The organism is Proteus hauseri ATCC 700826, assembly GCF_001654965.1.
Lineage (GTDB): Bacteria > Pseudomonadota > Gammaproteobacteria > Enterobacterales > Enterobacteriaceae > Proteus > Proteus hauseri.
Map to the genome: position 1 here is coordinate 1 of NZ_LXEV01000014.1, position 26,031 is coordinate 26,031.

The following is a 26,031-nucleotide window of genomic DNA, read 5'->3' on the forward strand; positions in this document are numbered from 1 at the left end:
ATACTAATGTATGTTCCTCAAATTATTTAGAGTAAGAATATTCTTGATTATTTAGAATATAAATATGATTTTGTGATGATGGCTCAAATTGGTGATGAGATAAAAAAGCATGCGCCACATCATATTCCGTTTCATCTATTGGCAAGCTCAATGCCTGCCAATGATTGATATAAGGATAAGCGCTCAAACATTGCGTTAATAAATAATGCCCAACACCACGACGACGCGTCACCTCTCTTACCATAAAATCGGTTATCAGCGCTTGTTCACCTGATAAATCTATACGACAGGCGGCTAACAGTCGTTCATTAAAACGAGCAACAAATAGCGGTTTTGTATCAGTTATTGGGGTGGTTAGTGCTGTTTGATAACGCGTATCTTGCCAAATTTTAGCTAAATCAATCTGGTCTTGTGCTGAAAGCTGTGGCAGTTTCTCTATCGTTAATTTCATCAATTTTTCCGTCAGTTTGCAGTTTGTCTTTTTTCTATTAATGATGACTTTAAGGTTCTTATAGTGAAAAACAATGCCAAAGTTGTGAATATTACACAAGAATAAAAGACATACTCATAGTTTCCATCTACGACAAACAGTGCAGCAACCATTGGCCCTGCTGCCATTCCACAATAACGAATAAAATTATACATGCCCATTGCGGTTGCTCGGTTTTGGCTAAAAGTGTTAGCTAATAAAGTTGTATGTGTTGGCATCGTTAAACCAAGAGAAAGACCATAAAAAATAGTTAATACCAACATAATAGGTAATGAAAGCTGCCAAAATAGAGCAAATAACCCCAAAGCAACAAGATTTATAATAGAAGTTATAATGACACCTTGTTCAGCATTAAATCGATGACAAACCTTACGATACAAATAACTCCCTAAAATAAGAGCGATAGACATTGGAACATATAATCCACCAATTTCTGTGCTATTTAGCCGATAAAGATAAAATGCAATTAATGGTAAAAAGACTAACAGGCAAAAATAGTTATAAAACACCATAAAGCTAATAACAAAAATAGAACGGCCTGTAGGTGATAAAAAAACCTGCCGCATGGCGATTAGGCTTTTAAATTTTATATTTTGCTGAGGACGAGTTTCGGGTAGAAAAAGTAAATGGATGATAAGTAAAACCACACCCGTTAAAGCGAGAAAAGCAAAAATACCTTGGTAATGATAATGCTGTGCTAAATATCCACCTAATAAAGGGCCACAAGCAGGTGCCAATGCTAATAACATTTGGTAGCTTCCCATTGCTTTAGCACGTTGATTACCTTGATAAAGATCACCTAAAATTGTGACGGCAACGACAGGAATAGCCGCAATACCAATAGCTTGTATCACACGCCAAAAAATCAATAAACCGATTGAATAAGAGTAAAAACAGCCTAAAGCACCAATAATAGAGATGAATAAACCGCATAATAAAACCGGTTTTCTTCCCCATTTATCAATCAACGAGCCATAAAAAAGCTGCATAATTGCCATAGTAAAAGTAAATGCTGAAACTGTCAGATTAATAAGTGGCAATGTTGTATTAAACTGTTGTTGAATCAATGGAATAACAGGTGTGTAAATATTTTGAGCTAGAGAGCCTAATAGGGCACTAAAGCAAATGAGGTAAAATAGATTACGTATCGAGAGTTTCATTTTTTTCGCCTTGTATTTTTGTTTCCATGGAAACAATATAGATAATAGCGATATTTTGATTGTTGTAAATGCTTTTGATAATATTTTAAAAAATATTTTTTCCAAGGAAACAAAATGGCGGGTGATAAAGTAGATACTCAACGTTTGCTTAAGGGGCTAAGTCAATTACTTGAGCTTAAAGATAAACGCTACGATGATGAGCACAAAAAAGTATTAGAAGAGAAAGGGTTAGATAATTATTCGTTGACTGAATTACATGTCATTCACTGTATTGGTGAAGAGAGTATGCGAAATCTCACCACTATTAGTGAATATATGGCGATGACACGCGGTGCTATTTCTAAAATTTGCCATCGGCTACAGAAAAAAGGCGCCATTGAAAAAATGAAAATGGCAGATAATCAAAAAGAGGTCTTTTTTATTCTGACTTCAGAAGGTCAGCGGCTTTTTAAAGCGCATGAGGTGTTACATCAACAGTCACAAACTCAATGGGCGGCTTTATTTGATAAGTATAATGGAGCCGAAAAGCAGGTTATTCAGCGCTTTTTTGACGATGTAATAACGCATTTACGTTGTTAATTACAATAAAAAGAATACCCCCATATCATGGGATACAGGGGCAGAGTGATTATTTTTTATCTTCAGCGATACGATTACGGATATTGTCAGCACGCTCTTTTGATGGTGGGTGAGAATCAAACATACTTGAATCACCACCGCCTAATTTCGCTAGTTTATCAAAACCAGTGACTAAGCCTGCGGGGCTTACACCACGTTTTTTCAGCAGATCATAAGAGAAGTTATCTGCTTCTGATTCTTGGTGTTGCGAGAACTGTGCATTAACCAGTTTTTCTCCCATTTCAGCTAATTGAGAGCTACTTAATTGAGCTGCAACACCACCAGCAGATGAAGCAGCTGTACGTGCTGCAACCGTCGCATGAGCAACTTGGATTGCTTTACGCGTATGACCTAGTGCAACGTGACCCATTTCATGACCTAATACGCCTTCAACTTCGTTGTCGGTCATTAAATCCATTAAACCGCTATAAACACGAACGCAGCCATTTGCCATTGCCCAAGCATTAACATCTTTTGTCATGTAAACTTTATAGTTTACTGGGGTACCATTAACTTCATTACCTAATGCTTTAGAAATATTATTTAAGCGTTTAGTGTAGGTACTGTTTGCTGGAGCAACTTTGTTTTGAGCATCCATCTCTTTACAAGCATCATTAGTCAGCGCTTTTATATCGTCATCGCTTAATGTTGCCGCTTGGAAAAGTTGGGTGCCTGATTTTGTCAGCATAGCCGTATCAAGGTTTTGACAACCAGAGAGTAATGCTGTTGAAACCATCACTATCGCAAGTAATTTTATTTTCATGGTGAGTTAAGTCCTTTTCTGCCTAGCAGTTTAATGTAATTGCAGGTTAAATTCGTGCGAAAGAATAGCAGCGCTTATCTAGGTGTGCAATATATTCATTCTTGGAAAATATAAGTGGTTATTTATATATTTATAAGAATTATTTTATAAATATAATATTATTTACTATTAGGTAATGATAAAGGTACGTTTATAATATTAAGAAAAACAATAGGATTTTCTTAATTTTTAAGATAGCGAGTAATATATTAACCTTATGAATTTACAAGTTTATACTCATTACTAGATTAATTTAGATATAAAGTATTTTTTAGGATTTTCGCTATATAATATAAAAAACATATTATAATAATCATCTATTTAACAATATAAAACTAAATATATTTAAATAGGCGGTATTTATTGCTTAAGCAATAAAAATAACGATGCAAAATACATCGTTATTAAGATTAAACTGAAAATACATTGAATAGATAAAACGTGATTTAAGAAACCATTGATTTATTTATTAAGACAAAAGGACGAGCTATTCGAACGCCTGTTTGTGCATCAAAAAAATGTAAATATTCAGGGTGAATGGTTAAACCAATTTTATTACCGATTTCTACACCATGATCGTTAGGTGCTCGAATAACTATCGGTTGTTTTTGTTTGTCACATGTTGTGGCATAAATTAAAACATCGGCACCTAATGCTTCAATAAATTCTACCTCAGCATGAAAAATAGGGTGCTGATTATCGATAATTAAATGTTCAGGGCGTAAACCTAATTTGATGGTATTGAAATGCCACTGTTGCGTTGATATAGCAATATAACCATCAGCAATTTCAATAACACCATGATTAATGGGTGTTTCTAAAATATTCATTGCAGGTGATCCCATAAAAGTAGCAACAAATACAGAAGCTGGGCTTTGGTAAATATCTAACGGAGTACCCACCTGCTCGATATGGCCCTGATTAAGCACAACTAATTTATCTGCCAATGTCATTGCTTCAACTTGGTCATGAGTAACGTAAATCGATGTTGTGGAGAGTTTTCGCTGTAATTTTTTGATCTCCAGACGCATTTGTACGCGTAATTTTGCATCAAGATTTGATAATGGCTCATCAAATAAAAATACTTTAGGTTTTCGGACGATAGCTCTACCCATTGCAACACGTTGGCGTTGCCCACCTGAAAGTTCTTTTGGTTTTCTCTCTAATAAATGGCTGATTTCTAGCATTTCGGCTGCGCTATTAACCAATTCTTCAATTTTTGCTTTTGGTGTTTTACGATTGCGCAGGCCATAAGCCATATTGTTATAAACCGACATATGGGGATAAAGTGCATAATTTTGAAATACCATAGCGATATCGCGCTCACTGGGTTCATGTTCATTGACACGCAAATTATCAATCAATAAATCACCTTCAGTAATAGTTTCTAACCCTGCGATCATTCGCAATAGTGTCGATTTTCCACAACCACTCGGCCCGACTAAAACGACCATTTCTCCTTGTTCAATAGAAAGACTTAAACTTGAAATGGCATTGTGTCCATTGGGATAACGTTTTGCTAAATGAGTTAGCGTTACGGTAGTCATATTATTTCTCCGTATCAATAAAGCCTTTTACAAAGGCTTTTTGCATCAAAATGACGATCAGTACTGGCGGCAACATAGCAATTAAGGTGGTTGCCATAATTTTATTCCATTCAATAACACCATCCGAAACCGCGACCATCTGTTTAATTCCCATCACAATGGTGTAGTAGTTAGTATCTGTTGTGATAAGCATTGGCCAAAGATATTGGTTCCACCCATAAATAAATGTAATAACAAAAAGGGCAGCAATATTGGTTCGTGATAACGGCAGCAAGATAGTGAAAAAGAATCTAATCGGCCCTGCGCCATCTATTTTGGCAGCCTCAATTAATTCAGGGGTGATGGTGAGAAAAAATTGGCGAAACAAAAATGTTGCTGTTGCACTGGCAATAAGAGGAATGGTTAAACCTGAATAAGCGTTGAGCATGTTAAGGTTCGTGACAACTTCAAATGTTGGCATAATACGAACTTCAACCGGTAGCATCAGGGTAAAAAAGATGGTCCAAAATGCAAGTGTTCGGCAGGGAAAGCGAAAAAAAACCACAGCATATGCCGATAAAATAGAAATAGTTAATTTTCCTATGGTGATGATTAAAGCCATTACCAAAGAGTTAAATAACATACGATTAATGGAAATTGCACTATTTTGCGTGGTACCCGCTTGCGATAAGATCTCTTTAAATACGCTAAATCCTTGTGATCCAAACCAAATCGGAGAGCCTGTAGCAAATTCAGCGTTTGAATGTGTTGTTGCCACTAACGCAATCCACACAGGGAAAGCCACTGAGAGAATGCCCGCAATCAAAATAAAGTGGCAAAATAAGTGAAATAAAGGTCTGCGCTCAACCATTAGTAAGCCACCTTTTTTTCAATATAACGAAATTGAATTACCGTCAGTACAGCGACAATGAGCATCAAAATAACGGATTGTGCTGCCGAAGAACCTAAATCTAATCCGACAAAACCATCGTTATAAACTTTATAAACCAAGGTTGATGTGCTGCTTCCTGGTCCACCTTGCGTCATGGCATGAATAATGGCAAAAGTATCAAAAAAGGCGTAAGCAAAATTCACCACTAACAAGAAGAAAGTGGTGGGCGAAATTAATGGAAAACTAATGGTGATAAAGCGCTTAATCGGACCACTACCATCAATTGCCGCCGCTTCTAATAGCGATTTAGGAACAGATTGCAGCGCTGCAAGGAAAAATAAAAAGTTATAGCTTATTTGCTTCCATGCCGCAGTTAAAATCACCATCCACATTGCATGATGGGTATTAAGAACCGGATCCCAATTAACCCCTACCTTTTTTAATAAATGACTTATTATTCCAATGGTTGGGTCTAGCATAAACAGCCATAAAAAACCGGCAATAACCGGAGCAATGGCGTAAGGTGCAATTAAAACTGTACGATAAAATAATTTTCCACGTAAAATTTGCTCTGCAATACCAGCAAGAATAAGTGCAGAAAGCATGGATAAAAACACCACACAAGTGCTAAAAACTAATGTGGTGATTAAGCTATCAAAGTAATAAGTATTACTAAAAAGACGCTGAAAGTTTTCAAATCCAACAAATTCTCGACTAAGACCAAATGCATCTTCTAATTGAAATGATTGAAAAAGTGCTTGTCCAGCAGGCCAAATAAAAAAGATTAAGGTGATTGCTAGCTGGGGGAAAATAAGCGCAGCAGGTAACCATTTTTGTTTGAAGTGGATAGATTGAGAAGCCATATGTTATCCAATAAATCTTAAAAAATAAGCGAGCCTAAAAGACTCGCTTAAAGATAAATTACTACTGAGTGCGTTCAAAACGGCGTAATTGCTCATTTCCACGTGTCACTGCGTTATCTAATGCAGTTTGTGCGTTCTGTTTTCCCGACCATACTTTTTCTAATTCTTCATCAACAATTTCACGTGTTTGTAGGAAGTTACCAAAACGTAATCCCTTAGAATTTTCAGTTGATTCTGAAACGGTCATTTGCAATATTGCCGTTTCAGTACCCGGATTTTGTTGATAAAAACCTTGCTGCTGAGTTAGCGCATAAGCGGCTTTAGTGACAGGTAAATAACCTGTTGCTTGATGCCAATCAGCTTGTACTTCGGGGCTAGAAAGATAAGTGAAAAACTTGGCTACACCGTTATATTCTGCATCTGGACGGCCAGACATTACCCATAAAGATGCACCACCAATAATGGTATTAGCGGGTTTTTGTACTAACGTGTCGTCATAAGGTAATTGGCTAACGCCGATATCGACACCTTTCATATTCTCTTTAATTCCCGCAAAACCGGCGGATGATTCCATCACCATCGCACACTCTTGAGTATAAAATAGTGGCATTGCATCAGATTGACGGCCACCATATTTGAATATGCCAGATTTAGACCAGTCCGCCATTTGTTGGATATGATTAACAAAAGGGGGGGTATTAAAAAGAAATATTGCATCGGTACCATCAAACCCATTGTTTTTAGTGGCAATAGGTAAGTTATTGCGAGCACCAAAGTTTTCTATTTGCGTCCATGATTGCCATGTGGTGGTAAAGCCGCATTTCACACCCGAATCGAGCAGCTTTTTAGAGATTGCTTCCATCTCTTTCCATGTTGCAGGGGGCTGTTCAATTCCGGCTTTTTTAAAGAGCGCTTTATTGTAATAAAGTACAGGTGTTGAACTATTAAATGGTAGCGACATCATTTTGCCATCACTGGTAGTGTAATAGCCGGTAACGGTAGATAAATAACTATTAGGATCAAAGGGTTCTTTGGTTTTTTCCATCAATTGATAAACCGGGAAAACGGCTTTTTTAGCGCCCATCATACTTGCAGTACCGACTTCAAAAACTTGTACTATTGCGGACTGATTTTTAGCGCGAAATGAAGCAACAGCACTAGTCATTGTCTCCGCATAAGTGCCTTTATACACGGGTTTAATAATATAATCGGATTGGCTAGCATTAAAATCATTGGCGATTTGATTCACCTTCTGACCTAAAGCCCCTCCCATTGCATGCCACCACTCAATTTCTGTTTTTGCATAGGTTGGAGAGGTAAATAGCGCCATCGCAACAGCAAGACCCGTCAGTGATTTGATCGACATGCAGTATTTCCTTTTTAATCGAAAGTTAAAGGTTTAATCTTATTTGTTGGAATTACCCTAAGTGTTATTTATGACAAAATGGTGACAATTAAATGAAGATATATTGATGGTGTAGTTGTCAAATTACTGTCACAAATGGTTGTCATGATGGTGATGTGAATAAAAAAGGAGATAGAAATGAAAATAGCTGCTCACCGAGGTTTTTCTGGAAAAGCACCCGAAAATACATTAGCTGCTTTTAAAATGGCAATCGATTTTGGTTGTGAATGGATTGAAACCGATGTGCAATTAACTGCAGATTATGTGCCAGTGCTTATTCATGACAAAACCGTAAACCGCTGCACTAACGGGCGAGGTGCTGTTCGTTTTCATACGTTAGATGATTTACATCGACTTGATGCAGGTAGTTGGTTTAGTTCGCTTTATCAAGGCGAGAAAATACCGTCATTAAGACAAGGACTGCAATTGATTAAGCGTTCAGGCACTAAGCTTAATATTGAGTTAAAAACATGGCCTGACGATGATATTGAACGTTTGTGTTTAGCCGTATCCGATATGATAAAAAGTGCAGATATTCCTGATAATCAAATTCTTTTTTCATCTTTTGATACCCATGCGTTAGTGGTAATGAAAAGATATTTGCCATCTATTCGCCGAGGCCAATTATGGGATGAAATTCCTGATAAGGCTGATGCATTATCGACATTAAAGTTAATCGATGCGTTTAGTGTGCATTGTAATTATCAATTTTTAACCCAGCAACAAGCACAAATGCTGAAACAATCAGGTTATGAGATCTATTGCTACACGCCGAATGATCCTAAAGAGGTTGCACACTTTGAACAGTGGGGTGTTGATATGCTAATTACTGATATGCCGGATGTTTATCAAGCCGATAAATAAAAAGGTTTTAGACATAAACTTGAGCGCGGTTGTAGGTTGTGTGATTTTAAACGTAGTATAAAGTCTAATGTAAAAGTTTAAGGCGCAAGATATTTTATTATTGTGCCTTTAGTTTTTTGTTTCATCGCCCAATTTTCTATCCTCATATATCTTCTATTTTCTATTTAAAAAACACTTAATAATAGCCAGCTAAAAATGGTTAAAGGTGAGTAATAGATGTTTTCTCAATATTCTCTGTTATTATCCTTGCGCGAAATGAAGGCATAACTCTTATTTGTGTGAATTATTAACTTTAGGTCCATAGCAAATAAAGTTTATTTCGTTAATGTGTAATAACAGGAAAAAAACGGCAAACTGACGCAACTGCCTAATTTACCTAACCTCCGATGGTAGAGATGATAAATCTCTACCTATATAACAAAATGATATTGTTGAGAGCTGAACATGAAAGAACTCGTGGTTGTTGCCATCGGAGGCAACAGTATTATCAAAGACAATGCTAGCCAGTCTATCGCTCATCAAGAACAAGCCGTACAAGAAGTTGCTACGCATATCAGTGATATGATTGCTGATGGCTATAATATTGTTCTAACTCATGGCAATGGCCCTCAAGTTGGGCTGGATTTACGTCGCGCTGAAATTGCTCATGTGCAAGAAGGGTTACCTCTTACCCCATTAGCTAACTGTGTTGCAGATACACAAGGCGGTATTGGTTATTTGGTTCAACAAGCATTAACCAATAAATTACGCCATCAACAAGGTAAGCAAGCCGTTACTATTATTACTCAGGTTGAAGTTGATAAAGCAGACACTCATTTCTTATCTCCAACTAAACCAATAGGTGCTTTTTTTTCACAGCAAGATGCTGAGCAATTAAAACAAGAAAATCCTAGTTGGCATTTTGTTGAGGATTCTGGTCGTGGATATCGCCGTGTTGTGGCTTCTCCTATTCCTCAGCATGTTGTTGAGTCAGGTGCTATTCGCGTATTATCAGATAGTGGATATGTAGTTATTGCGGTAGGTGGTGGTGGTATTCCAGTGATTAAAGATCCAGATGGAAGCTATCACAGTGTCGATGCTGTTATTGATAAAGATCTCTCATCAACATTACTAGCCAAAGAATTGCATGCAGACATTCTTATTATCACCACGGGTGTAGAAAAAGTGTGTATTCATTTTGGTAAGCCAGAGCAGCAAGCATTAGGTGAAACAACCGTTGCTGAAATGACTCATTATATGCACGAAGGACATTTCCCCGCGGGAAGCATGTTACCAAAAATTGAAGCTAGCTTATCGTTTTTAGCAGCTGGTGGAAAACGCGTTATTATCACGACCCCTGAAAAACTAGCAATGGCATTACGTGGCGAAACAGGCACTCATATTATTGCCTAATTACGGTGGCTATTAGTGTGTAATTAACGTAAAAATAAGCATAAAAATTAGCGCTATACTCTATATTGAAATATAAAGTATCGGCGCTAATTTTATATTATTGCTCAGTATTCGTATGATTATCAGGATATGCTTTAGCGTAGTGATTTGGATTTAATCGTGAGAATAATCCCATTGTTAATACAACTAAAACGGCATGAAATGCCCATGCATAGGTAAAGCTTCCATCAGATTGGCGTAGCCAAACGGCAACCAAAGGGCCAAAAGCAGCAATAATAAATCCACCACCTTGCATTAATGCTGATAATGCGCCGGCTTGAGCTGGATGTGGAATATGGTCGAGGGCAACAATCATCATGACAGAAAAACATCCCCCTAAGCCACAGCCTAAGAAAATACTCCATAAATAAGGGGCGCTCATTGGCATGAGCATAATGGCTAAAAAGCCAATGACTTGACTGGCTAATGTTAATAGTAGCCAAAAGCGTCGGTCATGATTTTTTGCGGCTAAAAATGGGATGATAAGTGCCGCAGAAGCTTGAAAAAGTGAAAGGATTGCTACTAATGAGCCGCTTTGTGCGCTGGGCATTCCTAAAGATTGATAAAATGGCGCTAACCAAGTAATAACCGAAGCATAGCCCGCATTCACAAAGCCGAAATCCAAAATAAGTAGTCCTGTTCTTGGGCGCCAAATAAGAGTATTAAGCGGCACCTTATTACTTTGCGACGCACTTTTTTTAATTGAAACCGTTATTGCAATAAATGCAAAACTAGCAGGTAATGCGAACCATGCTAACGCATTCTGCCAATGACCATTTGGCTCAGTAAGGATAGGCGATAATTGTGCACCCAGCGCACCGCCACCCATTAACATGGCAGAATAAAGCCCCATCATAATAGGTGTTCTGTTACCAAACCATGCTTTGATAATACCGGGAAATATTGCTTGAATATAAGCAACACTTAAACCACAAAATAGTGCAGTAAATAGTAGTTGATTACCATCCGAAACATAAGCTCGCGAAAAAGAACCTAATAGCAGCATTAACATCGCGACTTGTAGCCCTTTGCGAGCCTGGATATAAGGCTGCAAGAACGGAACAATAAGTGCACCCACGCCCATCAAAATCATAGGTAATAAGGTAAGTAATGAGACTTGGCTATAACTCATTCCTGTTGAGGCAATAATATCGTCAATCACAGGGCCAGGCCCAGTTAAAAAAGGGCGCAAGTTTATACCGACTAAGACAATTGTAACAACAATCTGCCACGCTTTTTTTCTAGGCAAAACGGCCATGGTAATTCCCTGATAAACCAAAATATTGTTTATTGTATAGACAAAATCTGTATAAACAAATGGCTGATTTATTGATTTCTATTTCTCTATTTAAGCTTCCACTGTTTAATCGGGCTTAGGGGATTAATTAATACAAATTCATATTGTTCAAAATGAGTGAGCACTTTTTTAAATTCGATAGCTGCTTTATCTAGATCCCAAGATTTAGGAAAATAAAAACCATCAAAAGGAATATTTTCAAGTTTAGCGTTAAATTGATGAATATATTCATCAAATCCCGCATAAAAAAGTGCTATTTTCCCATTCCAATCAATGTGATAAGTATTATCGTTCTGGCGTTGAAAACTAATTTGATGAGCTTTGCATTCATCATGGCCTAATAAATAGAGACTAAAAGCAGGAATTTCTTGGATTTCTTCTTCATCATATTCATTAATATTTATTTGAGAGATGTTATCAACATTAAATTGATGAGTGATAAAATTGGTGAAATCAAAAGGTTTTTCTCCATTACTGAGTAAAATACCTTGGTCATTCGACCAATAAGTAGAAGAGAGAGTACAGCAATGGTAATTATCCCAGACAATTTTATCTTGCCAGTGAGCAAGGCTAGTATATTCTTGGCTATCATCTGACGTATCATCTTCTATATCAGAAAGATAATCTTCACCTTCACTTAAATAGTAATCAGCACTTTTAAGGTGAAGATCAAACCAAAGTTGCCCTGTTTTATCTAATCTTCCAGACCAAATGAATTCTTTAATTTCATGAGGCTTAGGGTAAGCGCTATCAATAAAAGTAATGGTAGATTGAGGTGTTTTCATTTTGACACTCTTGTCAGAATTTAAATAATTGGTGCTATAAAAATTAGCATAGAGGGTATCGTGATGATGGCGATAATAGAAGTCAGTTTAGCAAAATCATTAACAACGTGGTTAAAATAAAAATTATTAATTATTTTAACCAAAAATATTGTTATTAAATACGATATTTGATGAGGGGAAATGTTCAGGAAAAGACATACATCGTATTTTTCTAGATAAAATATTATTTATAAAATGAGTGAGATTTCCTTGTTGATATTCAATATCAGGCGATCTAGAAGCAATAATTGCGATATTCCATAAATTACTATTATCTGATGAAATAACCCAAAATAAATAATCACCATTATCTGTAATACCAATAGGGAGTAGACCATTGATATTAGGATATAAAGGAAATAAATAATATTCTGGATCAGATTTATTTAACTCAGAAAGATCAGAAATGATCCATTCTTTTTGTTTAAAAAAATTTAAATCATCATTGTTACTAAATGGGTTAAATAGAGTAAGAAAGTTATCTATTTTACCTGAGCCATATTGAGTTATAAATTCAATATAATCATTGGGAAATGAGTATTTGTTATCGATTAAAGGCCATTCAGTATTTTGACCTGCTTCATATGAAAATATTGGTGGTGGTAGTATTTTATTTAAATTCTCTAGGTTCATAAATTTTATATTTTAATTATAAATAGGTTATTTATGGCTCTTTTTTAAAGAAAACGACCGAATAATTTATTGGATACTGTCCTAATTCTTATCATAGTAGCGAAAGTAATTGTAAAATAAACTATTTTCTTTAATGCGACCCCGCCTTTTTGTTGCTGTTGAGCCTATTGTAAAAAGGCACTATAGCCAATGACTATAGTGCCTTTTAAAACAGACTGTTAACTGACTAGGATCAGTTCATGCCGTATTTTTATTCTTTTAGCTCTCATGCTATCTAGTGTTATTTTAATTTTCAACTAAATCAAATAGATAAGAAAAACATATACTGTATATTGTTCCAGTGTTTATTGACGTTTTCGTATTTGTACATCACACTATGTATAAACATTTGTATAAACAATCTGGACTATCAATGGCAAATGAACTAAATAAATTGAGCGATAAAAAGGTTAAAGCCCTTTATGGCAAGCCTGTATCTAAAATTGAGTTCGTAGCTGATGGGGCAGGGCTTAGCGCTAAGGTATCTGTTGCTGGTGGTGTGAGTTGGGTTTTTACTTATAGACTAGATGGGAAAAAGTTAAATCGCCTAACACTAGGGCGATATCCTGATATGAGTTTAAAAGAAGCCAGAGAACTCCGTGATAAGTGTCGTAACTGGCTGGCATTAGGCAAAGATCCAAAGCTACAACTAAATATAGAAGTTCAATCCTCATTAAAGCCTGTCACTGTGAGAGATGCTTTAGAGTATTGGGTTGAAAATTACGGGAAAGATAACCGAGTTAATATAGTTAGGCATGTGGCTCAATTAGAAAAGCATATTTACCCTTATATTGGTGAAATGGCTTTAAGTGATTGTGAAACCCACTATTGGTTAAATTGCTTTGATAGAGCACGACAAGAATCACCCGTTGCAACTGGCTATGTATTTCAGATGTGCAAACAAGCTTTAAAATTTTGCAGAGTTAGGCGATATGCTGTTAGTAGTGCTCTTGATGATTTAACTATTCCTGATGTTGGTAAGAAACAAAATAAAAAGGATCGGGTACTTACTGATAAAGAACTAGGGGAATTATGGCAATCACTCAATGAGAATAAACATATTCCTTACTATAAGCATTTAATTAAAATTCTTATTATTTTTGGGTGTCGTTCGCATGAAGCTAGATTATCAGAGTGGAAAGAATGGGACTTTGATAATTGGATTTGGACTGTACCGAAAGAGCATACAAAAACAAATGAGAAAATTATTCGCCCAATACCTATTTATATACGGGATTTTGTTAAAGAATTATATTCATCAAATAAAAAGACAGGTTATTTATTAGGTGAATTAAAAAAAACTGAGGCAGTCTCTCAATATGGACGTAATTTATGGGTGAAATTCAATCACTCTGAGCCTTGGACATTACATGATTTAAGGCGGACATTTGCAACAAAGCTAAATGATATGGGCGTATTTCCTCATATTGTAGAGCAATTACTAGGTCATGCTCTACCAGGAGTAATGGCTATTTATAATAGAAGCCAATATTTACCTGAGAAATTAGATACACTTAACAAATGGTGCGAAAGGTTGGATCTACTTATGTCTAATCATGAAAATATAATTATTTTAGAGATAAAAAAGGAATCAGTTGTATGACAAGTTTTAGAAGATTAGGTGTATTTGAAAGAGAGGCCAAGGCACCAACATTAAATGTAAAGCAGCTTGCTTTATTATTATGTGGTTTATATCCAGAGTTAAGAGTCGATGAAATTCCAGAAGAAAGAAAAGAAGATTATGATATTTATTATAGACAAATAAAAAAATGGTTTAATTCATCTGGTTTGTTTAGTGGCTCTGTTGCTGTTGAACAGGATGCGGATTATATGTTCGCTCTTGCATATGAATTGATTGATGATGAAATAACGCCAGAACCAATTAAGGAGAGATGTTTGTTAGCTGTAACCCAAATTGCTTCACAGCAAAAAGGGAAGGATATTTTAAAAAGATTAGGAGGGGCTGATTTAGTATCTACAGGTGTAGAATTAAGTAAAAACAAAAGAGGTTTACATAGAAAAGAAGATGAAGAAGTAAACACATATAAATTGTTAGGTCTTACCATTACCTTACTAGCTAATAAGGTAGGGGGATCATTCTATGATGGAAATAAAATAACAGTCTCATCAATAAGAAATGCAATTATGAAATTATCAGAAGATATAAACTTATCAAAAAAAGGTTTATCTAGAGCTACTCTTGATAAAAAAATACAAGAAGCTTTGGCAATACTAAAATATGAAAAAGATGAATAAAAAATAGAGGTTTAAAGGAGTTAGAAGGGTTTTGTTACTATATTCGAAATATGCCCCAACCACCTTTGGACTATGAAGGTACTTCATTGTGTCTATAACCAGTTATAGGTGGTTGTAAGCATCTATAGCGTTTCAATACATACCAATGAGTGTCAATGAATTTCATTGAGTTTCAATGACTGACCATACATGACAATGAGTGACTGTTTGATGATCTTTCTATTATTTACCTTATTTCATAATTCTACTGTTTGTTCAAACAGTGCTTATTTTGCATAACTTACTGATTTTGCTAAAAATGTTTATTTTTCGCTATTGTCTCCTATTGTCGTCTATTGTCTCCTAACGTCTATTATTAAAATAGTACCTAAAATATCAAATAAAAATTAATTCTTATTAATCAATTAATTAAATTCCACCTTATGTGTATGCGATTTTTTAATTAAAATATATTTTCTTTCTAGAAATGGTTATGTTTTACTAGAAATATGTATGATATTAAAAGATTCTTAACTTACTAGAAAATGTTTTTTTACAGCTCATAATGTGTACATCAACATCTATACAGTAGGTTTAATATGCAAAATCAATTTTCAACACCAACACCAGAATTGCGCCGCTCTATTCTTGCCGAGTATGGTGAACAGTATGATCGCCTTATTCGCGAAAAAGAGCGCCAGCGCATCACATCTATTTCACGCACAACAGCTTATACACTCGAAAAAGAAGGGCGTTTCCCTGCGCGTAAAGCATTAGGGCGTAATTCTTGTGCATGGCTATTAAGTGATTTATTGCTATGGGTTCGCAATCCTCCAGCCGTGGAAAACATTAATAATCCATATAGCCGTAAATCAAATTAGTAGAAATAAGTATTAATTACATTCAAAGATAAATATTCGTTTTGATAGTTTTTGCAACTTATTTCATTCAAGCTAAATATGTTGTCGCGACAACTCTTATTAATTAAATAAAAAGAGTAGAAATATATGAAATTGGAAAAAAACAGCTTAATTGCTGATGGATTCGCTCACCCTAAAATCAGTCAAGAGCATATTTTGAATATTAATTCAGATAATATTTCTGTTATTCGTTTTGAAGGCATTCAGGTGCGGATAGTTAAAATTAATAATGAACCGTGGTTTATTGCTGCGGATATTTGTAAAGCTTTAGAAATTAAAAACGTAACAAATGCGATTAAAACATTAGACGGTGATGAGAATACCCTATGTTCAATAAAGGGTATTAAATCCAGTGCAGGACTTCCCTTGTTTAACCTTGTGGCTGAATCTGGTTTTTATAAGCTAATTACCCGTAGCCGTAAAGCTACTAAAGATGGGACTTTTGCACACCGTTTTGCTAATTGGGTATTTCGTGATGTCATTCCATCTATTCGTAGAACGGGAGCTTATGGCGTTCCTTTTGGCGAATTAAATGACTTAACCAGAAGGCAAAAGCAATACAAAGAAAAATCATCACAACGAGGTCGTGATTTACAGGCTTGTAGGGAAGAAAAAGCAAGTTTACAGCGTGAAGAAAGAGCGTTGTGGAGTAAGCATCAATCTGATTGGGTTGAGGAGTGCTGATGATGAACATTACTCAAACGACAAATCTGTCAAGTTTGCGAGTAACTAATAGTTACGCACAAAAGAAAAAAGACAGCGTGCAGGCTGTCTTAATTCAACTTCATTCAGTAGAGCTAGTTATGAACAATAACTCATTAAGAGTTTTAGTTACGAACTTACCATCTTTAAGAGGGGAAGTTTCAAGGCTACCCAATAGTATTGGGCTACCCGATTGTATCGGGTTGGTTCAATATTTCCTATCCTCCGTTGGTGGGTGGGATTTGAACCTAGTGAATGATGTTCACTCAGTTAATTGCTTGGCTTTACGTTGTCTACGTTTAATTTCACCTTGTAAGGCTGTAACAATGAACTGGGCGGTACTTTCCCCATCTTCCTTTAGCAATTCTACATTGTTTGCTATCTCATGTGGAACTCGCGCACTCATTTTTTGTGATTTATTATTAACGTTATCACTCATTATTACTGCTCCATATTTATTTATATGGGTGCCAGTATACACAAAAATAGTTTTAATAAAAGTATTGAAATGGGCGCCAGTTAATGTTTATACTGGGTGCCAGTTGGATGTTGTAGCGTTCAACAATGACAAAGCCCCGCAGTGTTGTAGCACTAACAGGGCTTCTAACCACAATGTTAATCGAGGTAACACTATGGCTATGTATAAGTCTACCCAAACTCACCCTAAATTTAAATGGCGTTTCTTCTCATGCCAGCAATCTAAATATTTTTCCGTTGAAGCCAGCAACGAGAAAGAAGCTCGTTCTTTACTTCCCGACTCACCTTGTCTCTTTTCTGCTCGTATTCGTCAGGAGGGAGATCATGCTTAATACCATTTGTATTGATACAGCAAAATATAAAGCAGGTTTAGCCAGCTCTCTATATAGCGTCATTCTTGAAAAAGCATCGGATGAATGCTCTCAAGAGTTATTAGACTTGATTTCAAGTGCTTGTGATTTAAACCAACAAATTAGCCAATCATTACGTGATAACAACGGGGTATCAGCATGAAAAACAATGAAATAGCATTATTACTCGATAGCCCGATTATGGATATTTGCAAGTTAGAGACTCTCTTAACGATATGGCTTGAAGCTGAGGACAATCAAGATGTTGCTAACATGATTAGCATCTCACTCGACTATACAAAAAATGTTCGTGATGCTTTAAGTCATGCGGTGGGGAGTGAAAATAATGTCTGATATCTATGACTATCTTGTAAAGGCTGATTTGGACTCCATGAGCACAGAAGAACTACGAAAATTTAGAAGTGTTTCCTCTGACACTTGTGACGGGTTGCTATCGACATTACGTGTCATGGGGGAGTGTGCTTTTGGGGCTTGTGCAAATAAAGATTACCATGAAAGCCAAGCTAAAAATGATTTACGGCGTATCGGTGAGTCATTGATGTATTTACCTCGCTTGATTGATGCGATGCGTTTTAATGAGCATGAAGCGGAATTTAAAATCTATCAACGTGAGGGATTTCCTTATACGGAGGTAGGCAATGACTAATATTGAGCTGATCCGTGAAGTAAAGCGTAATGCAGTAAATCACTGGAGCGGTATCCTGCCTGCCTGTGGTGTTGATGTACCGGAACGGGGAAAACATGGTGCCTGTCCTGTCTGTGGGGGAACTGACCGTTTTCACTTTATTGATGATCACCATAATGGCAATTGGTTTTGTCGCCAATGTGATGAGCCTAATCACGGTGATGGATTAGATTTAATTGCCAAAGTAAAAGGTATCTCTATTTATGAGGCGGCCAAAGAAGTCTCACAAGCTTTGTCATTGCCTTTACCTGAACCTGCCAGAAAGGAGGCTCCAAAATCAGAGTCTCAACCTATTGCAGAAAAGGTACAAAAGCTGGTGGCTCAAACGACGGTAGGTAAATCAGCGTACCTGACTCAAAAGGGGCACGATTGCCCCGTAAAAATACTCGCTGATGGTTCGATGTTATTAATTATTCAGCGCGGTAATGAGGTCACAGGGGCGCAAATTATCAAGCCTAACGGTGAAAAGCGTCTGATATCAGGGACAAAGAAAAAGGGCAGTTTTATGCCCTTATCTGAATTAATAGAAACGACTGAGACAGTATTGATTGCCGAGGGATACGCAACCGCCTTAACAGTGAGTCAACTGCATAGTGGTTTGGTGTTGGCTGCGATTGATGAGGGGAATTTATTACCTGTTGCTGAATGGGCTAGAAAGCATTATCCCGAAGCAAAGATAATTATAGTTGCGGATAATGATATTAAGATCGGTCAGCCGAATGTGGGTAAAATTTCAGCAGAAAAAGCCGCTAAAACGGTTAATGGTTGGGTAACTTTACCGCCCACAGAAGATAAAGCCGATTGGGATGATTACCGTCAGCAATTTGGGATTAAGAAAGCAAAACAGGCATTTAATGAGGGAATGTACCAAATGGATAATTTAGCCACAGTAACAGTTATTCATGCGGATAAAAAAGGGGCGAACACCAATCTCTCACAAATGGCGGCCAGTCAACGAGGCGCATTACTCGCAGAACGTTACGGAAAACTCGCTATTATTCCAGATAGTGAAATGGTTTATCACTATGTCGATGGGGTATGGAATAAAGTATCTGATAGTGATTTACAACGGGCAATGGTAGCGATCTTTGATGAATATGAAACACCTTATAGCCCAACGGGGGTTAAAAATGCGATTGGTGCGTTGAAATTACAAATTCCAGTTTTAGGTGAGCAAAAGCGAGAGTTAATTGGTTTTAGTAATGGCGTGTATGATTTATCGACTCAACAATTTAAGCCTCATGTACCCGAAAACTGGTTACTTAATCATAATGGGATCGTATTCACTGCGCCTGAATCTAATGAGAATTTAAAACAACATGCCCCTAGTTTTTATAAGTGGTTATCTCATTCGGCGGGCAACGATGAAGAAAAGATGAACCGTATCAATGCGGGCTTATTTATGATTTTAGCTAATCGGTATGATTGGCAATTATTTATCGAAGTGACGGGTGAGGGAGGGAGTGGTAAAAGTGTTTTTACCTCTATCGCGACTTTACTTGCAGGGGAACACAATACCGCCAGTGGTAACATGAAAGCCTTAGATGAGGCGAGAGGACGCTATCAATTTGTGGGTAAAAGTCTCATTACCTTACCTGACCAAGTAAAATATGTTGGAGAGGGGGCAGGTATTAAAGCCATTACAGGCGGTGATTTAATCGAGGTTGATGGTAAGTATGAGAAACAATTTTCAACCATTATTAAAGCAGTTGTTTTAGCGACGAATAACGAACCAATGAGCTTTACTGAACGTAACGGAGGGATAGCACGTAGACGGGTTATTTTCTCTTTTAATACCCCCGTTAAAGAGAATGATAAAGATCCCTTGTTACCTGAGAAGATAAGCAAAGAGTTACCCGTTATTATTCGCTATTTATTGAAATTATTTACCTGCCAAGATAAGGCTAAATTATTACTGCAAGAACAGAGAGATTCAGGCGAAGCTTTAGCCGTCAAAAGTAACTCAGATCCATTGTATAGCTTTTGTGCTTATTTGGTTTCATTGGGCGAAGAGTTAGGGATGAAGATGGGGAATAAGAATATTTATCCTCGTGCGCCGAGGATCTATCTCTACCATGCTTATTTATCATTTATGGAAGCCTATGGGTTTGATAGACCGTTAACATTAACCAAGTTTGGGGACTCATTACCTAAGGTGATGCAAGAGTATAAAAAGGATTATCGAAAGTTTAAAACGAAACGGGGTTATTACTATAACGTTGATTTAACTGATGAAGCTAATGAGTGGCTCCCTGCAGTACCTGAATTAAGAAAAAGTTAGCCCCCCCTAGTTATAAAGTTTTATGTTCAACTGTGCACCCTGTTCACCAATCTTTATATTTTATTGATTTATAATGTAAAAATAGGGTGCATAGTTACTTCTCAACTGTGCACCAACTGTTCACCCTGTGCACCTTTTATATTTTTAGTTTAAGTGCTGTTAAAATAGGCAAATAGGTTTTAAAAAGGCTTCTTTTGGCAGGTAATATTGTATTTAAATTAGGAGGCGATATGCCGATTACGCGAGAAGATATACAGGCACATTATGATTATCATAACATTACACAACTCGATGATTTACATACGGCTGATTATCGTGAGTTGGTTAGTGGACATGCTTTTTTCTTTCAAGATACAAGCGGAAATTTAAGACACACATTATCAGAGGAAATCTTAGCAACGAATAAAGAACAATTAGATGTATTAATTGAACAACTGCAAGAGTTTAGAAAAATAATGAATGATGTACCCGAATGGTTGAGTGATAAATAATTAAAAAAAGGATTTAATATATGTGGGGAACTATAGAGAGTGTTTTTAATAACATTATAAATAATTATGGGTTGTTAGGCGTTTTTATAGTATTTATTCTTAGTATTATAGGTTTGTTTTTATATAAAAATGGTTTTATTTATGAATATAAAGAAAAGAATAAGTTAGAGATAAAAACATCTACTTTTTTAAAAAGCATTGCCAGTAATTCTGATTATATTGATGATGATTCAATAGTTTCTTTTTCAAAAAAGGAAGAAAATAGAATTATAAGAAAAAAATTATTAGGCATATCGAATGATAAGATTCAACATCAAGCAATTTTAATTTTAAATAACCATCCTGATGGATATGAATCAATGAGATTTTTTAAGAAATTTGACAAATATTTAATATTGAATGATAAAAAAATAACTTTAGATAAAAATATAGTTAGAAAAGATAAAAATATAGCAATGTTATTACTCTTAGAAAGTATCATTATTTTTTGGGGTTCTGTGTTTACTATATACCGTGAAGAATTCATATCCACAATTCTCTTTCTGATTTTTGCTTTTGCAACTTATTTAATATCTTTGGTAGTTTCGCCACCAACTAAATTAGAAATAAAAAAATTTGAAGATTACGTGACCCAATATTATGAACAGTAGATAATTGTTTTTTATTACAATGTAAAGAAGTGTAAGTTATCTGTTCCCATGTTTTTGTATGCTTGCCTTCTCAATAATAGGGGCTTTTTATTATATTTTTCAGATATATATTAATGAGTGGCACTCAGACGTGAGCCGCCACTTGACCGTTTAATCCTTGCTCATCAGACAAGCATCTCCAGTTAAACGGTCTCCCCTATTTCCGAGCTGGTTTCACGTCTTAACATTTTATTGTTTACGGAAACCACTTCATGAAAAAACTACTCGAATTACGCCAACAAAAGGCAACTCTCACCGAGCAAATGCGCTCATTGCTCACTAAAGCAGAAACAGAAAAACGCTCACTCACCGAAGATGAAGCAAAAAACTTTGATGAATTGCGTAGTCAGTCGGAGTCTCTGAATACTGAAATTGCCCGTTATGAAGCGATTGCAGAGGAAGAACGCACTCAAACAGGGAAACACGTATTAGGTGATAAAGCCGTCAGTAATGATGAATTGCGTCATTATATCCTGACAGGGGAAACCCGTACTTTATCGACAGGGGTTCCGGCTGATGGTGGCTATACCGTTATTCCTGAACTGAATAAGCAGATTATGCAGCAATTAACCGATGATTCGGTGATGCGTAAAATCTGTACCATCAAAACTACGCACAGCAACGAATATAAACAACTGGTTTCTGTGGGTGGGGCAAAGGTCAATCACGGTGAAGAGGGGCAAGCCCGCACCGAAACTGGCACACCGAAGTTAGAAGAAGTCAGTATCAAATTATTCCCTATCTACGCCTACCCCAAAACTACGCAAGAAATTATTGATTTTAGTGATGTGGATATTCTGAGCTGGTTAACCACTGAAATTGGCGACACGTTTGTTGATACCGAAGAAACCGATCTTGTGACGGGTGATGGTACGAAAAAAGCAAAAGGATTCTTAGCTTATCCTCGTGAAGCCAAAGCCGATAAAGCGCGCGCGTTCGGTACATTGGAAAAACTTGACGTTGCCAGCATTGAAGCCGATAGCCTGATTGACCTGAAATTTAAATTGCGTGCGAAATATCGCAAAAATGCCGTTTGGGTGATGAATTCCAATACTGCTGCTAAAGTACAGAAGCTGAAAAATGGCAATGGGGATTATATCTGGCGTGACCGTTTACAGTCTGGCGATCCTGATACCTTATTAGGCTTACCGGTTCATTATCTCGAAAACATGGCTGATGATGTGATTGCATTAGGTGACTTTAAACGCGGTTACTTCATTGTGGATCATGAAACGGGTACACGTACTCGCCCTGACAACATTACTGAACCCGGCTTTATCAAAGTTCACACCGATAAATATTTAGGCGGTGGGCTGGTGGATTCTAACGCCATTAAAGTGTTGGAAGTTAAAGTCGCGGGTAAATAACTCAAGGGGCGTTCCTGTGATCTCAGGAGCGCTCTTTTTTGTCAGGAATAGGCTATGAAAAATACCGAGTTAGAAATCCGTACTGCAACACTTTCTGCCAGTGATAAAAAGCTGGTGGGTTATGTCATTAAATGGGGCTTACGCTCTCATGTGCTTTGGGATGAGTTTGTCGAACAATTTTCCCAAAATGCCTTTAGTAACAGCTTATCAAAAGGGAGTGATGTCAGGGCGTTATACGAACATGATTACACTAACCTATTGGGGCGCACGACTTCTAGCACATTACAACTTACCGAAGATGAAACGGGGTTACGTTTTGAACTCACTCCGCCTGATACGCAACTAGGGCGTGATGTTCTCACCTTGGTTGAACGAGGTGATATTGACGGTATGAGTTTTGGTTTCCGAGCGATTAAAGATCAGTGGGATATTGGTCAAGAGCCGTATGTCAGAACCGTATTAGAAGCCGAACTCCATGAAATCACCATCACCAGTTTACCCGCTTATCCTGATAGCGGCGTAGAAATTGCCAAACGCTCCTTAACACTCAGTAAACCGCAAGCGGTAAAAGATTTTGACCGCTGGTTACAATTGGTTGAGGTGGAATAATGTGGCCATTCAAACGTAAAGCCTCCGAATCCCGCAGTTTAAGTATTGATGAGTTTCTTTCTCTGGCGGGGATATCTAACACAAATTCAGGGGAACACGTTAGCTCGTCAACTGCGGAGGGCTTACCTGCCGTGATGAATGCGGTGACGGTCATTAGTGAAGCTATTGCCTCCATGCCCTGTTTTCTGTATCGGGTACACAATGATAAAGGGCGCGAATCAAGAGAGTGGTTAAGTGATCATCCTGTTGATTATCTTCTCAATGAAAACCCGAATGACTGTCAGACCGCTTTTCAATTTAAGCGCACGTTAATGCGTCATTGTTTGCTCAATGGTAACGCCTATGCGGTGATTGCGTGGGGAAAAGATGGGCAGCCTAAATCAATACACCCTTATCCCCCTAGTGCGGTAGTGATTAATCGACTTGGGGAGCACCGATACAGTTATACCGTGACTGAACCGTATAGCGGTAAGGTGAAAACCTACTTACAAGAAGAAATCTTACATTTACGTTATGCGACCGATGACGGTTTTTTAGGTCGCTCACCCGTCACGATTTGCCGTGAAACATTGGGTCTAGGATTAGCTCAACAACGACACGGCGCGAGTATTATGAAAGACGGCATGATGGCATCTGGCATTATTAAATCGGGTGAATGGCTCGATAGCCTCAAAGGAACTAAGGCATTGGAAGCCCTAGAACGCTACAAAGGGGCACGTAATGCAGGGAAAACCCCCATTCTTGAGGGGGGCATGGAATATGAACAATTAGGCATGAGTAACCAAGATGCGGAGTGGTTAGCCTCAAGGCGTTTTACCATTGAAGATATTGCCCGTATGTTCAACATTAGCCCTATCTTTTTACAAGAGTATTCCAACAGTACTTACAGCAACTTTAGTGAGGCAAGTCGTGCCTTACTGACCATCACTATGCGCCCATGGTTAGCCAACTTTGAGCAACAAATTAAATCAGCGCTGTTATTGACTTCACCTACACCGAATATTCGCTATCAAGTGGAATTTGATACGGCAGATTTACTCCGCGCTAATCCTACGGAGCGTTTCCGCAGTTATGAAACCGCGATTAAGTCGGGAGTCATGTGTCCGAATGAAGCCCGTGAGCGTGAGGGATTGCCTCCTCGTGAAGGTGGTGATGAATTTAGTCAGGCATGGAAACAGACCGTTGAAGTTAAAAAAGAGTCTGACAAGGTGGATGAATGAAAGCGGGGCGCATGAATCAACGGGTAACTATTCAGCGCTCAAAGCTTAAACCGGATGCGCTTAGTGGTAATGAGGTGATGTGGTTCGATATTGCGAAAGTTTGGGCTGAGGTAAAAGGGATCCGAGGGCGCGAGTATTTTAGCAGTCAGCAAACACAGAGTGAAACCACGGTGAGAGTTTGGTTTCGTTATTTTCCTGATATCACCACAGCAGATCGGTTGATGTTTAGCTACGCCGGCACGGACGGTAATCATTGGGATATTAAAAGTATTGTGGCCGATAAAGCCAAGGGCAGTATGGAAATTATTTGTGAGGGTGTAGAGCGTGACTAAACCTAATATCAGCCTTGATGAAGTGAAGTTGCATTGCCGTATTGATGATGATTATGACGATGCCATATTAGCTATCTATATTGATGCCGCATTAGAAGTGTGCCAACAACATATCGGTAAACGATTTGATGATGGATTGTCGTTCACTCCAGCGATCAAGGTGGGCTGTCTAATGTATATCAGTTTGCTTTATGAGAACCGAGAGATGATAGGCAGTGATGGATTAAAAGAAGTTCCGCTGACTATTCATTCTCTGTGGTCAACCTATCGAGATGTGGGAGTGTACTAGATGCCATGGCAACCCCTAAAGCGTTGTAGTTATCAAGGCTGTAATAAGCGGGTGAAGTCTGGACGGTGTGAAGAACATAAACAAGAAGCCAGACGACAACAGGATAGCCAGCGAGGGACACGAACCGAACGAGGTTATAGCAATCAGTGGGGAAAGTACCGTTTACAGTATCTCAAGTTAAATCCGTTATGTGTGCATTGCCTCAATAAAGGGATATATACCCCTGCAACCATTGTTGACCACATTATTCCTATTAACGGTGATAGTGACGTATTGTTTTGGGTGGATTTTAACCATCAAGCGTTATGTCACAGTTGTCATAACACCAAAACCTTTAAGCATGATCCACTCACTAAGCAAAAGCGTAAAAATGGGGAGTATCGAGAGTTAGAGGCAAAAGCAACACGGAATAATGATTGGCGAGATGAGTATAACCGTAATGCGTGAAAATGAAATAAATCAGTTGGTTAAAGGACTCTTAAAGCACAGTGAACCGTATAGACAACGACAATTAAAAAC

31 protein-coding genes are annotated in these 26,031 nt (G+C 37.4%); 20 read left to right on the plus strand and 11 right to left on the minus strand.

What is annotated here, in order from left to right; all coding sequences use genetic code 11:
- Positions 1-22 precede the first annotated feature (22 nt).
- Together panM and M997_RS03975 are read right to left on the minus strand one after the other, a co-directional pair.
- Positions 23-451: an aspartate 1-decarboxylase autocleavage activator PanM gene (gene panM, locus M997_RS03970; RefSeq protein ID WP_064718821.1), complete on the minus strand. Its 429-nt coding sequence runs from the start codon at positions 449-451 to the stop codon at positions 23-25.
- Positions 452-462: 11 nt separating this feature from the next.
- Positions 463-1,650: an MFS transporter gene (locus M997_RS03975; RefSeq protein WP_064718822.1), complete on the minus strand. Its 1,188-nt coding sequence runs from the start codon at positions 1,648-1,650 to the stop codon at positions 463-465.
- Between the two features lie 114 nt (positions 1,651-1,764).
- On the opposite strand from M997_RS03975, the gene M997_RS03980 reads away from it, so the two are divergent.
- Positions 1,765-2,229 carry a MarR family transcriptional regulator gene (locus M997_RS03980; RefSeq protein ID WP_064718823.1) on the plus strand — a complete coding sequence of 155 codons (465 nt, stop codon included), beginning with the start codon at positions 1,765-1,767 and terminating at the stop codon, positions 2,227-2,229.
- Positions 2,230-2,278: 49 nt separating this feature from the next.
- Here the strand turns inward: M997_RS03980 and loiP are convergent, their stop codons facing one another.
- The 5 genes from loiP to ugpB form a co-directional block, all read right to left on the minus strand.
- A complete protein-coding gene (gene loiP, locus M997_RS03985; protein WP_064718824.1) occupies positions 2,279-3,031 on the minus strand; it encodes a metalloprotease LoiP in 753 nt (250 codons plus the stop codon).
- Positions 3,032-3,516: 485 nt separating this feature from the next.
- Positions 3,517-4,617 (minus strand): sn-glycerol-3-phosphate ABC transporter ATP-binding protein UgpC, encoded by a 1,101-nt coding sequence (gene ugpC / locus M997_RS03990; RefSeq protein WP_064718825.1) that lies wholly within the window; start codon positions 4,615-4,617, stop codon positions 3,517-3,519.
- A 1-nt stretch (position 4,618) separates the two neighbouring features.
- Positions 4,619-5,467, minus strand: a complete 849-nt coding sequence (gene ugpE / locus M997_RS03995) for a sn-glycerol-3-phosphate ABC transporter permease UgpE (RefSeq protein WP_064718826.1) — start codon at positions 5,465-5,467, stop codon at positions 4,619-4,621.
- On the minus strand, positions 5,467-6,351 hold the full coding sequence (ugpA, locus tag M997_RS04000; RefSeq protein ID WP_064718827.1) for a sn-glycerol-3-phosphate ABC transporter permease UgpA: 885 nt from the start codon (positions 6,349-6,351) through the stop codon (positions 5,467-5,469). Before ugpA ends, ugpE begins: the two co-directional genes overlap by 1 nt.
- A 61-nt stretch (positions 6,352-6,412) precedes the next feature.
- Complete coding sequence (gene ugpB / locus M997_RS04005; RefSeq protein WP_064718828.1) at positions 6,413-7,717, minus strand: sn-glycerol-3-phosphate ABC transporter substrate-binding protein UgpB; 1,305 nt, start codon at positions 7,715-7,717, stop codon at positions 6,413-6,415.
- A 177-nt stretch (positions 7,718-7,894) separates the two neighbouring features.
- Here ugpB and M997_RS04010 point away from each other — a divergent pair, with 177 nt between their 5' ends.
- Positions 7,895-8,620, plus strand: a complete 726-nt coding sequence (locus M997_RS04010) for a glycerophosphodiester phosphodiesterase family protein (RefSeq protein ID WP_064718829.1) — start codon at positions 7,895-7,897, stop codon at positions 8,618-8,620.
- 444 nt (positions 8,621-9,064) lie between these two features.
- Positions 9,065-10,012, plus strand: a complete 948-nt coding sequence (locus M997_RS04015) for a carbamate kinase family protein (RefSeq protein ID WP_064718830.1) — start codon at positions 9,065-9,067, stop codon at positions 10,010-10,012.
- 97 nt (positions 10,013-10,109) lie between these two features.
- Here M997_RS04015 and M997_RS04020 read toward each other — a convergent pair whose 3' ends face one another.
- The 3 genes from M997_RS04020 to M997_RS04030 all read right to left on the minus strand — a co-directional run bounded on the left by M997_RS04020 (position 10,110) and on the right by M997_RS04030 (position 12,805).
- Positions 10,110-11,309 (minus strand): cyanate transporter, encoded by a 1,200-nt coding sequence (locus M997_RS04020; protein ID WP_064718831.1) that lies wholly within the window; start codon positions 11,307-11,309, stop codon positions 10,110-10,112.
- Positions 11,310-11,395: 86 nt separating this feature from the next.
- Positions 11,396-12,133: a hypothetical protein gene (locus M997_RS04025; RefSeq protein ID WP_064718832.1), complete on the minus strand. Its 738-nt coding sequence runs from the start codon at positions 12,131-12,133 to the stop codon at positions 11,396-11,398.
- A gap of 135 nt (positions 12,134-12,268) precedes the next feature.
- Positions 12,269-12,805 (minus strand): SMI1/KNR4 family protein, encoded by a 537-nt coding sequence (locus M997_RS04030; protein ID WP_064718833.1) that lies wholly within the window; start codon positions 12,803-12,805, stop codon positions 12,269-12,271.
- A 412-nt stretch (positions 12,806-13,217) separates the two neighbouring features.
- Between M997_RS04030 and M997_RS04035 the strand changes: the two genes are divergently transcribed.
- From M997_RS04035 to M997_RS04050, 4 genes are all read left to right on the plus strand, one after another.
- The gene (locus M997_RS04035; RefSeq protein ID WP_064718834.1) at positions 13,218-14,447 is read left to right on the plus strand and encodes a tyrosine-type recombinase/integrase; all 1,230 of its coding nucleotides are present in this window, start codon (positions 13,218-13,220) and stop codon (positions 14,445-14,447) included.
- The gene (locus M997_RS04040; protein WP_064718835.1) at positions 14,444-15,100 is read left to right on the plus strand and encodes a hypothetical protein; all 657 of its coding nucleotides are present in this window, start codon (positions 14,444-14,446) and stop codon (positions 15,098-15,100) included. The genes M997_RS04035 and M997_RS04040 overlap by 4 nt, the downstream gene beginning before the upstream one ends.
- Before the next feature lie 578 nt (positions 15,101-15,678).
- Complete coding sequence (locus M997_RS04045; RefSeq protein ID WP_064718836.1) at positions 15,679-15,960, plus strand: helix-turn-helix transcriptional regulator; 282 nt, start codon at positions 15,679-15,681, stop codon at positions 15,958-15,960.
- Between the two features lie 126 nt (positions 15,961-16,086).
- Positions 16,087-16,683 carry a BRO-N domain-containing protein gene (locus M997_RS04050; RefSeq protein WP_064718837.1) on the plus strand — a complete coding sequence of 199 codons (597 nt, stop codon included), beginning with the start codon at positions 16,087-16,089 and terminating at the stop codon, positions 16,681-16,683.
- Positions 16,684-16,963: 280 nt separating this feature from the next.
- Here M997_RS04050 and M997_RS17420 read toward each other — a convergent pair whose 3' ends face one another.
- Positions 16,964-17,140: a YlcI/YnfO family protein gene (locus M997_RS17420; RefSeq protein ID WP_420874841.1), complete on the minus strand. Its 177-nt coding sequence runs from the start codon at positions 17,138-17,140 to the stop codon at positions 16,964-16,966.
- A 193-nt stretch (positions 17,141-17,333) separates the two neighbouring features.
- Between M997_RS17420 and M997_RS04055 the strand changes: the two genes are divergently transcribed.
- From M997_RS04055 to M997_RS04115, 13 genes are all read left to right on the plus strand, one after another.
- Positions 17,334-17,510: a host cell division inhibitor Icd-like protein gene (locus tag M997_RS04055; RefSeq protein WP_109406124.1), complete on the plus strand. Its 177-nt coding sequence runs from the start codon at positions 17,334-17,336 to the stop codon at positions 17,508-17,510.
- Positions 17,503-17,691 carry a hypothetical protein gene (locus tag M997_RS04060; RefSeq protein WP_064718838.1) on the plus strand — a complete coding sequence of 63 codons (189 nt, stop codon included), beginning with the start codon at positions 17,503-17,505 and terminating at the stop codon, positions 17,689-17,691. The genes M997_RS04055 and M997_RS04060 overlap by 8 nt, the downstream gene beginning before the upstream one ends.
- Complete coding sequence (locus M997_RS04065; protein WP_064718839.1) at positions 17,688-17,882, plus strand: hypothetical protein; 195 nt, start codon at positions 17,688-17,690, stop codon at positions 17,880-17,882. The genes M997_RS04060 and M997_RS04065 overlap by 4 nt, the downstream gene beginning before the upstream one ends.
- Positions 17,883-17,919: 37 nt before the next feature.
- A complete protein-coding gene (locus M997_RS04070; protein ID WP_156510805.1) occupies positions 17,920-18,195 on the plus strand; it encodes a hypothetical protein in 276 nt (91 codons plus the stop codon).
- On the plus strand, positions 18,188-20,515 hold the full coding sequence (locus M997_RS04075) for a primase-like DNA-binding domain-containing protein (protein ID WP_064718841.1): 2,328 nt from the start codon (positions 18,188-18,190) through the stop codon (positions 20,513-20,515). Before M997_RS04070 ends, M997_RS04075 begins: the two co-directional genes overlap by 8 nt.
- Before the next feature lie 230 nt (positions 20,516-20,745).
- Positions 20,746-21,006 (plus strand): hypothetical protein, encoded by a 261-nt coding sequence (locus tag M997_RS04080; RefSeq protein WP_064718842.1) that lies wholly within the window; start codon positions 20,746-20,748, stop codon positions 21,004-21,006.
- Positions 21,007-21,026: 20 nt separating this feature from the next.
- A complete protein-coding gene (locus M997_RS04085) occupies positions 21,027-21,656 on the plus strand; it encodes a hypothetical protein (RefSeq protein ID WP_064718843.1) in 630 nt (209 codons plus the stop codon).
- A 251-nt stretch (positions 21,657-21,907) separates the two neighbouring features.
- On the plus strand, positions 21,908-23,062 hold the full coding sequence (locus M997_RS04090; RefSeq protein WP_064718844.1) for a phage major capsid protein: 1,155 nt from the start codon (positions 21,908-21,910) through the stop codon (positions 23,060-23,062).
- Positions 23,063-23,116: 54 nt separating this feature from the next.
- Positions 23,117-23,671, plus strand: coding sequence for an HK97 family phage prohead protease (locus M997_RS04095; protein WP_064718845.1), 555 nt, complete (start codon positions 23,117-23,119; stop codon positions 23,669-23,671).
- Positions 23,671-24,891: a phage portal protein gene (locus tag M997_RS04100; protein ID WP_064718846.1), complete on the plus strand. Its 1,221-nt coding sequence runs from the start codon at positions 23,671-23,673 to the stop codon at positions 24,889-24,891. Before M997_RS04095 ends, M997_RS04100 begins: the two co-directional genes overlap by 1 nt.
- Positions 24,888-25,223 carry a phage head closure protein gene (locus M997_RS04105; protein WP_064718847.1) on the plus strand — a complete coding sequence of 112 codons (336 nt, stop codon included), beginning with the start codon at positions 24,888-24,890 and terminating at the stop codon, positions 25,221-25,223. Before M997_RS04100 ends, M997_RS04105 begins: the two co-directional genes overlap by 4 nt.
- Positions 25,216-25,512, plus strand: coding sequence for a head-tail connector protein (locus M997_RS04110; RefSeq protein WP_004245347.1), 297 nt, complete (start codon positions 25,216-25,218; stop codon positions 25,510-25,512). Before M997_RS04105 ends, M997_RS04110 begins: the two co-directional genes overlap by 8 nt.
- Positions 25,513-25,959: an HNH endonuclease gene (locus M997_RS04115; RefSeq protein ID WP_004245346.1), complete on the plus strand. Its 447-nt coding sequence runs from the start codon at positions 25,513-25,515 to the stop codon at positions 25,957-25,959. It begins immediately after the preceding gene.
- Positions 25,960-26,031 lie beyond the last annotated feature (72 nt).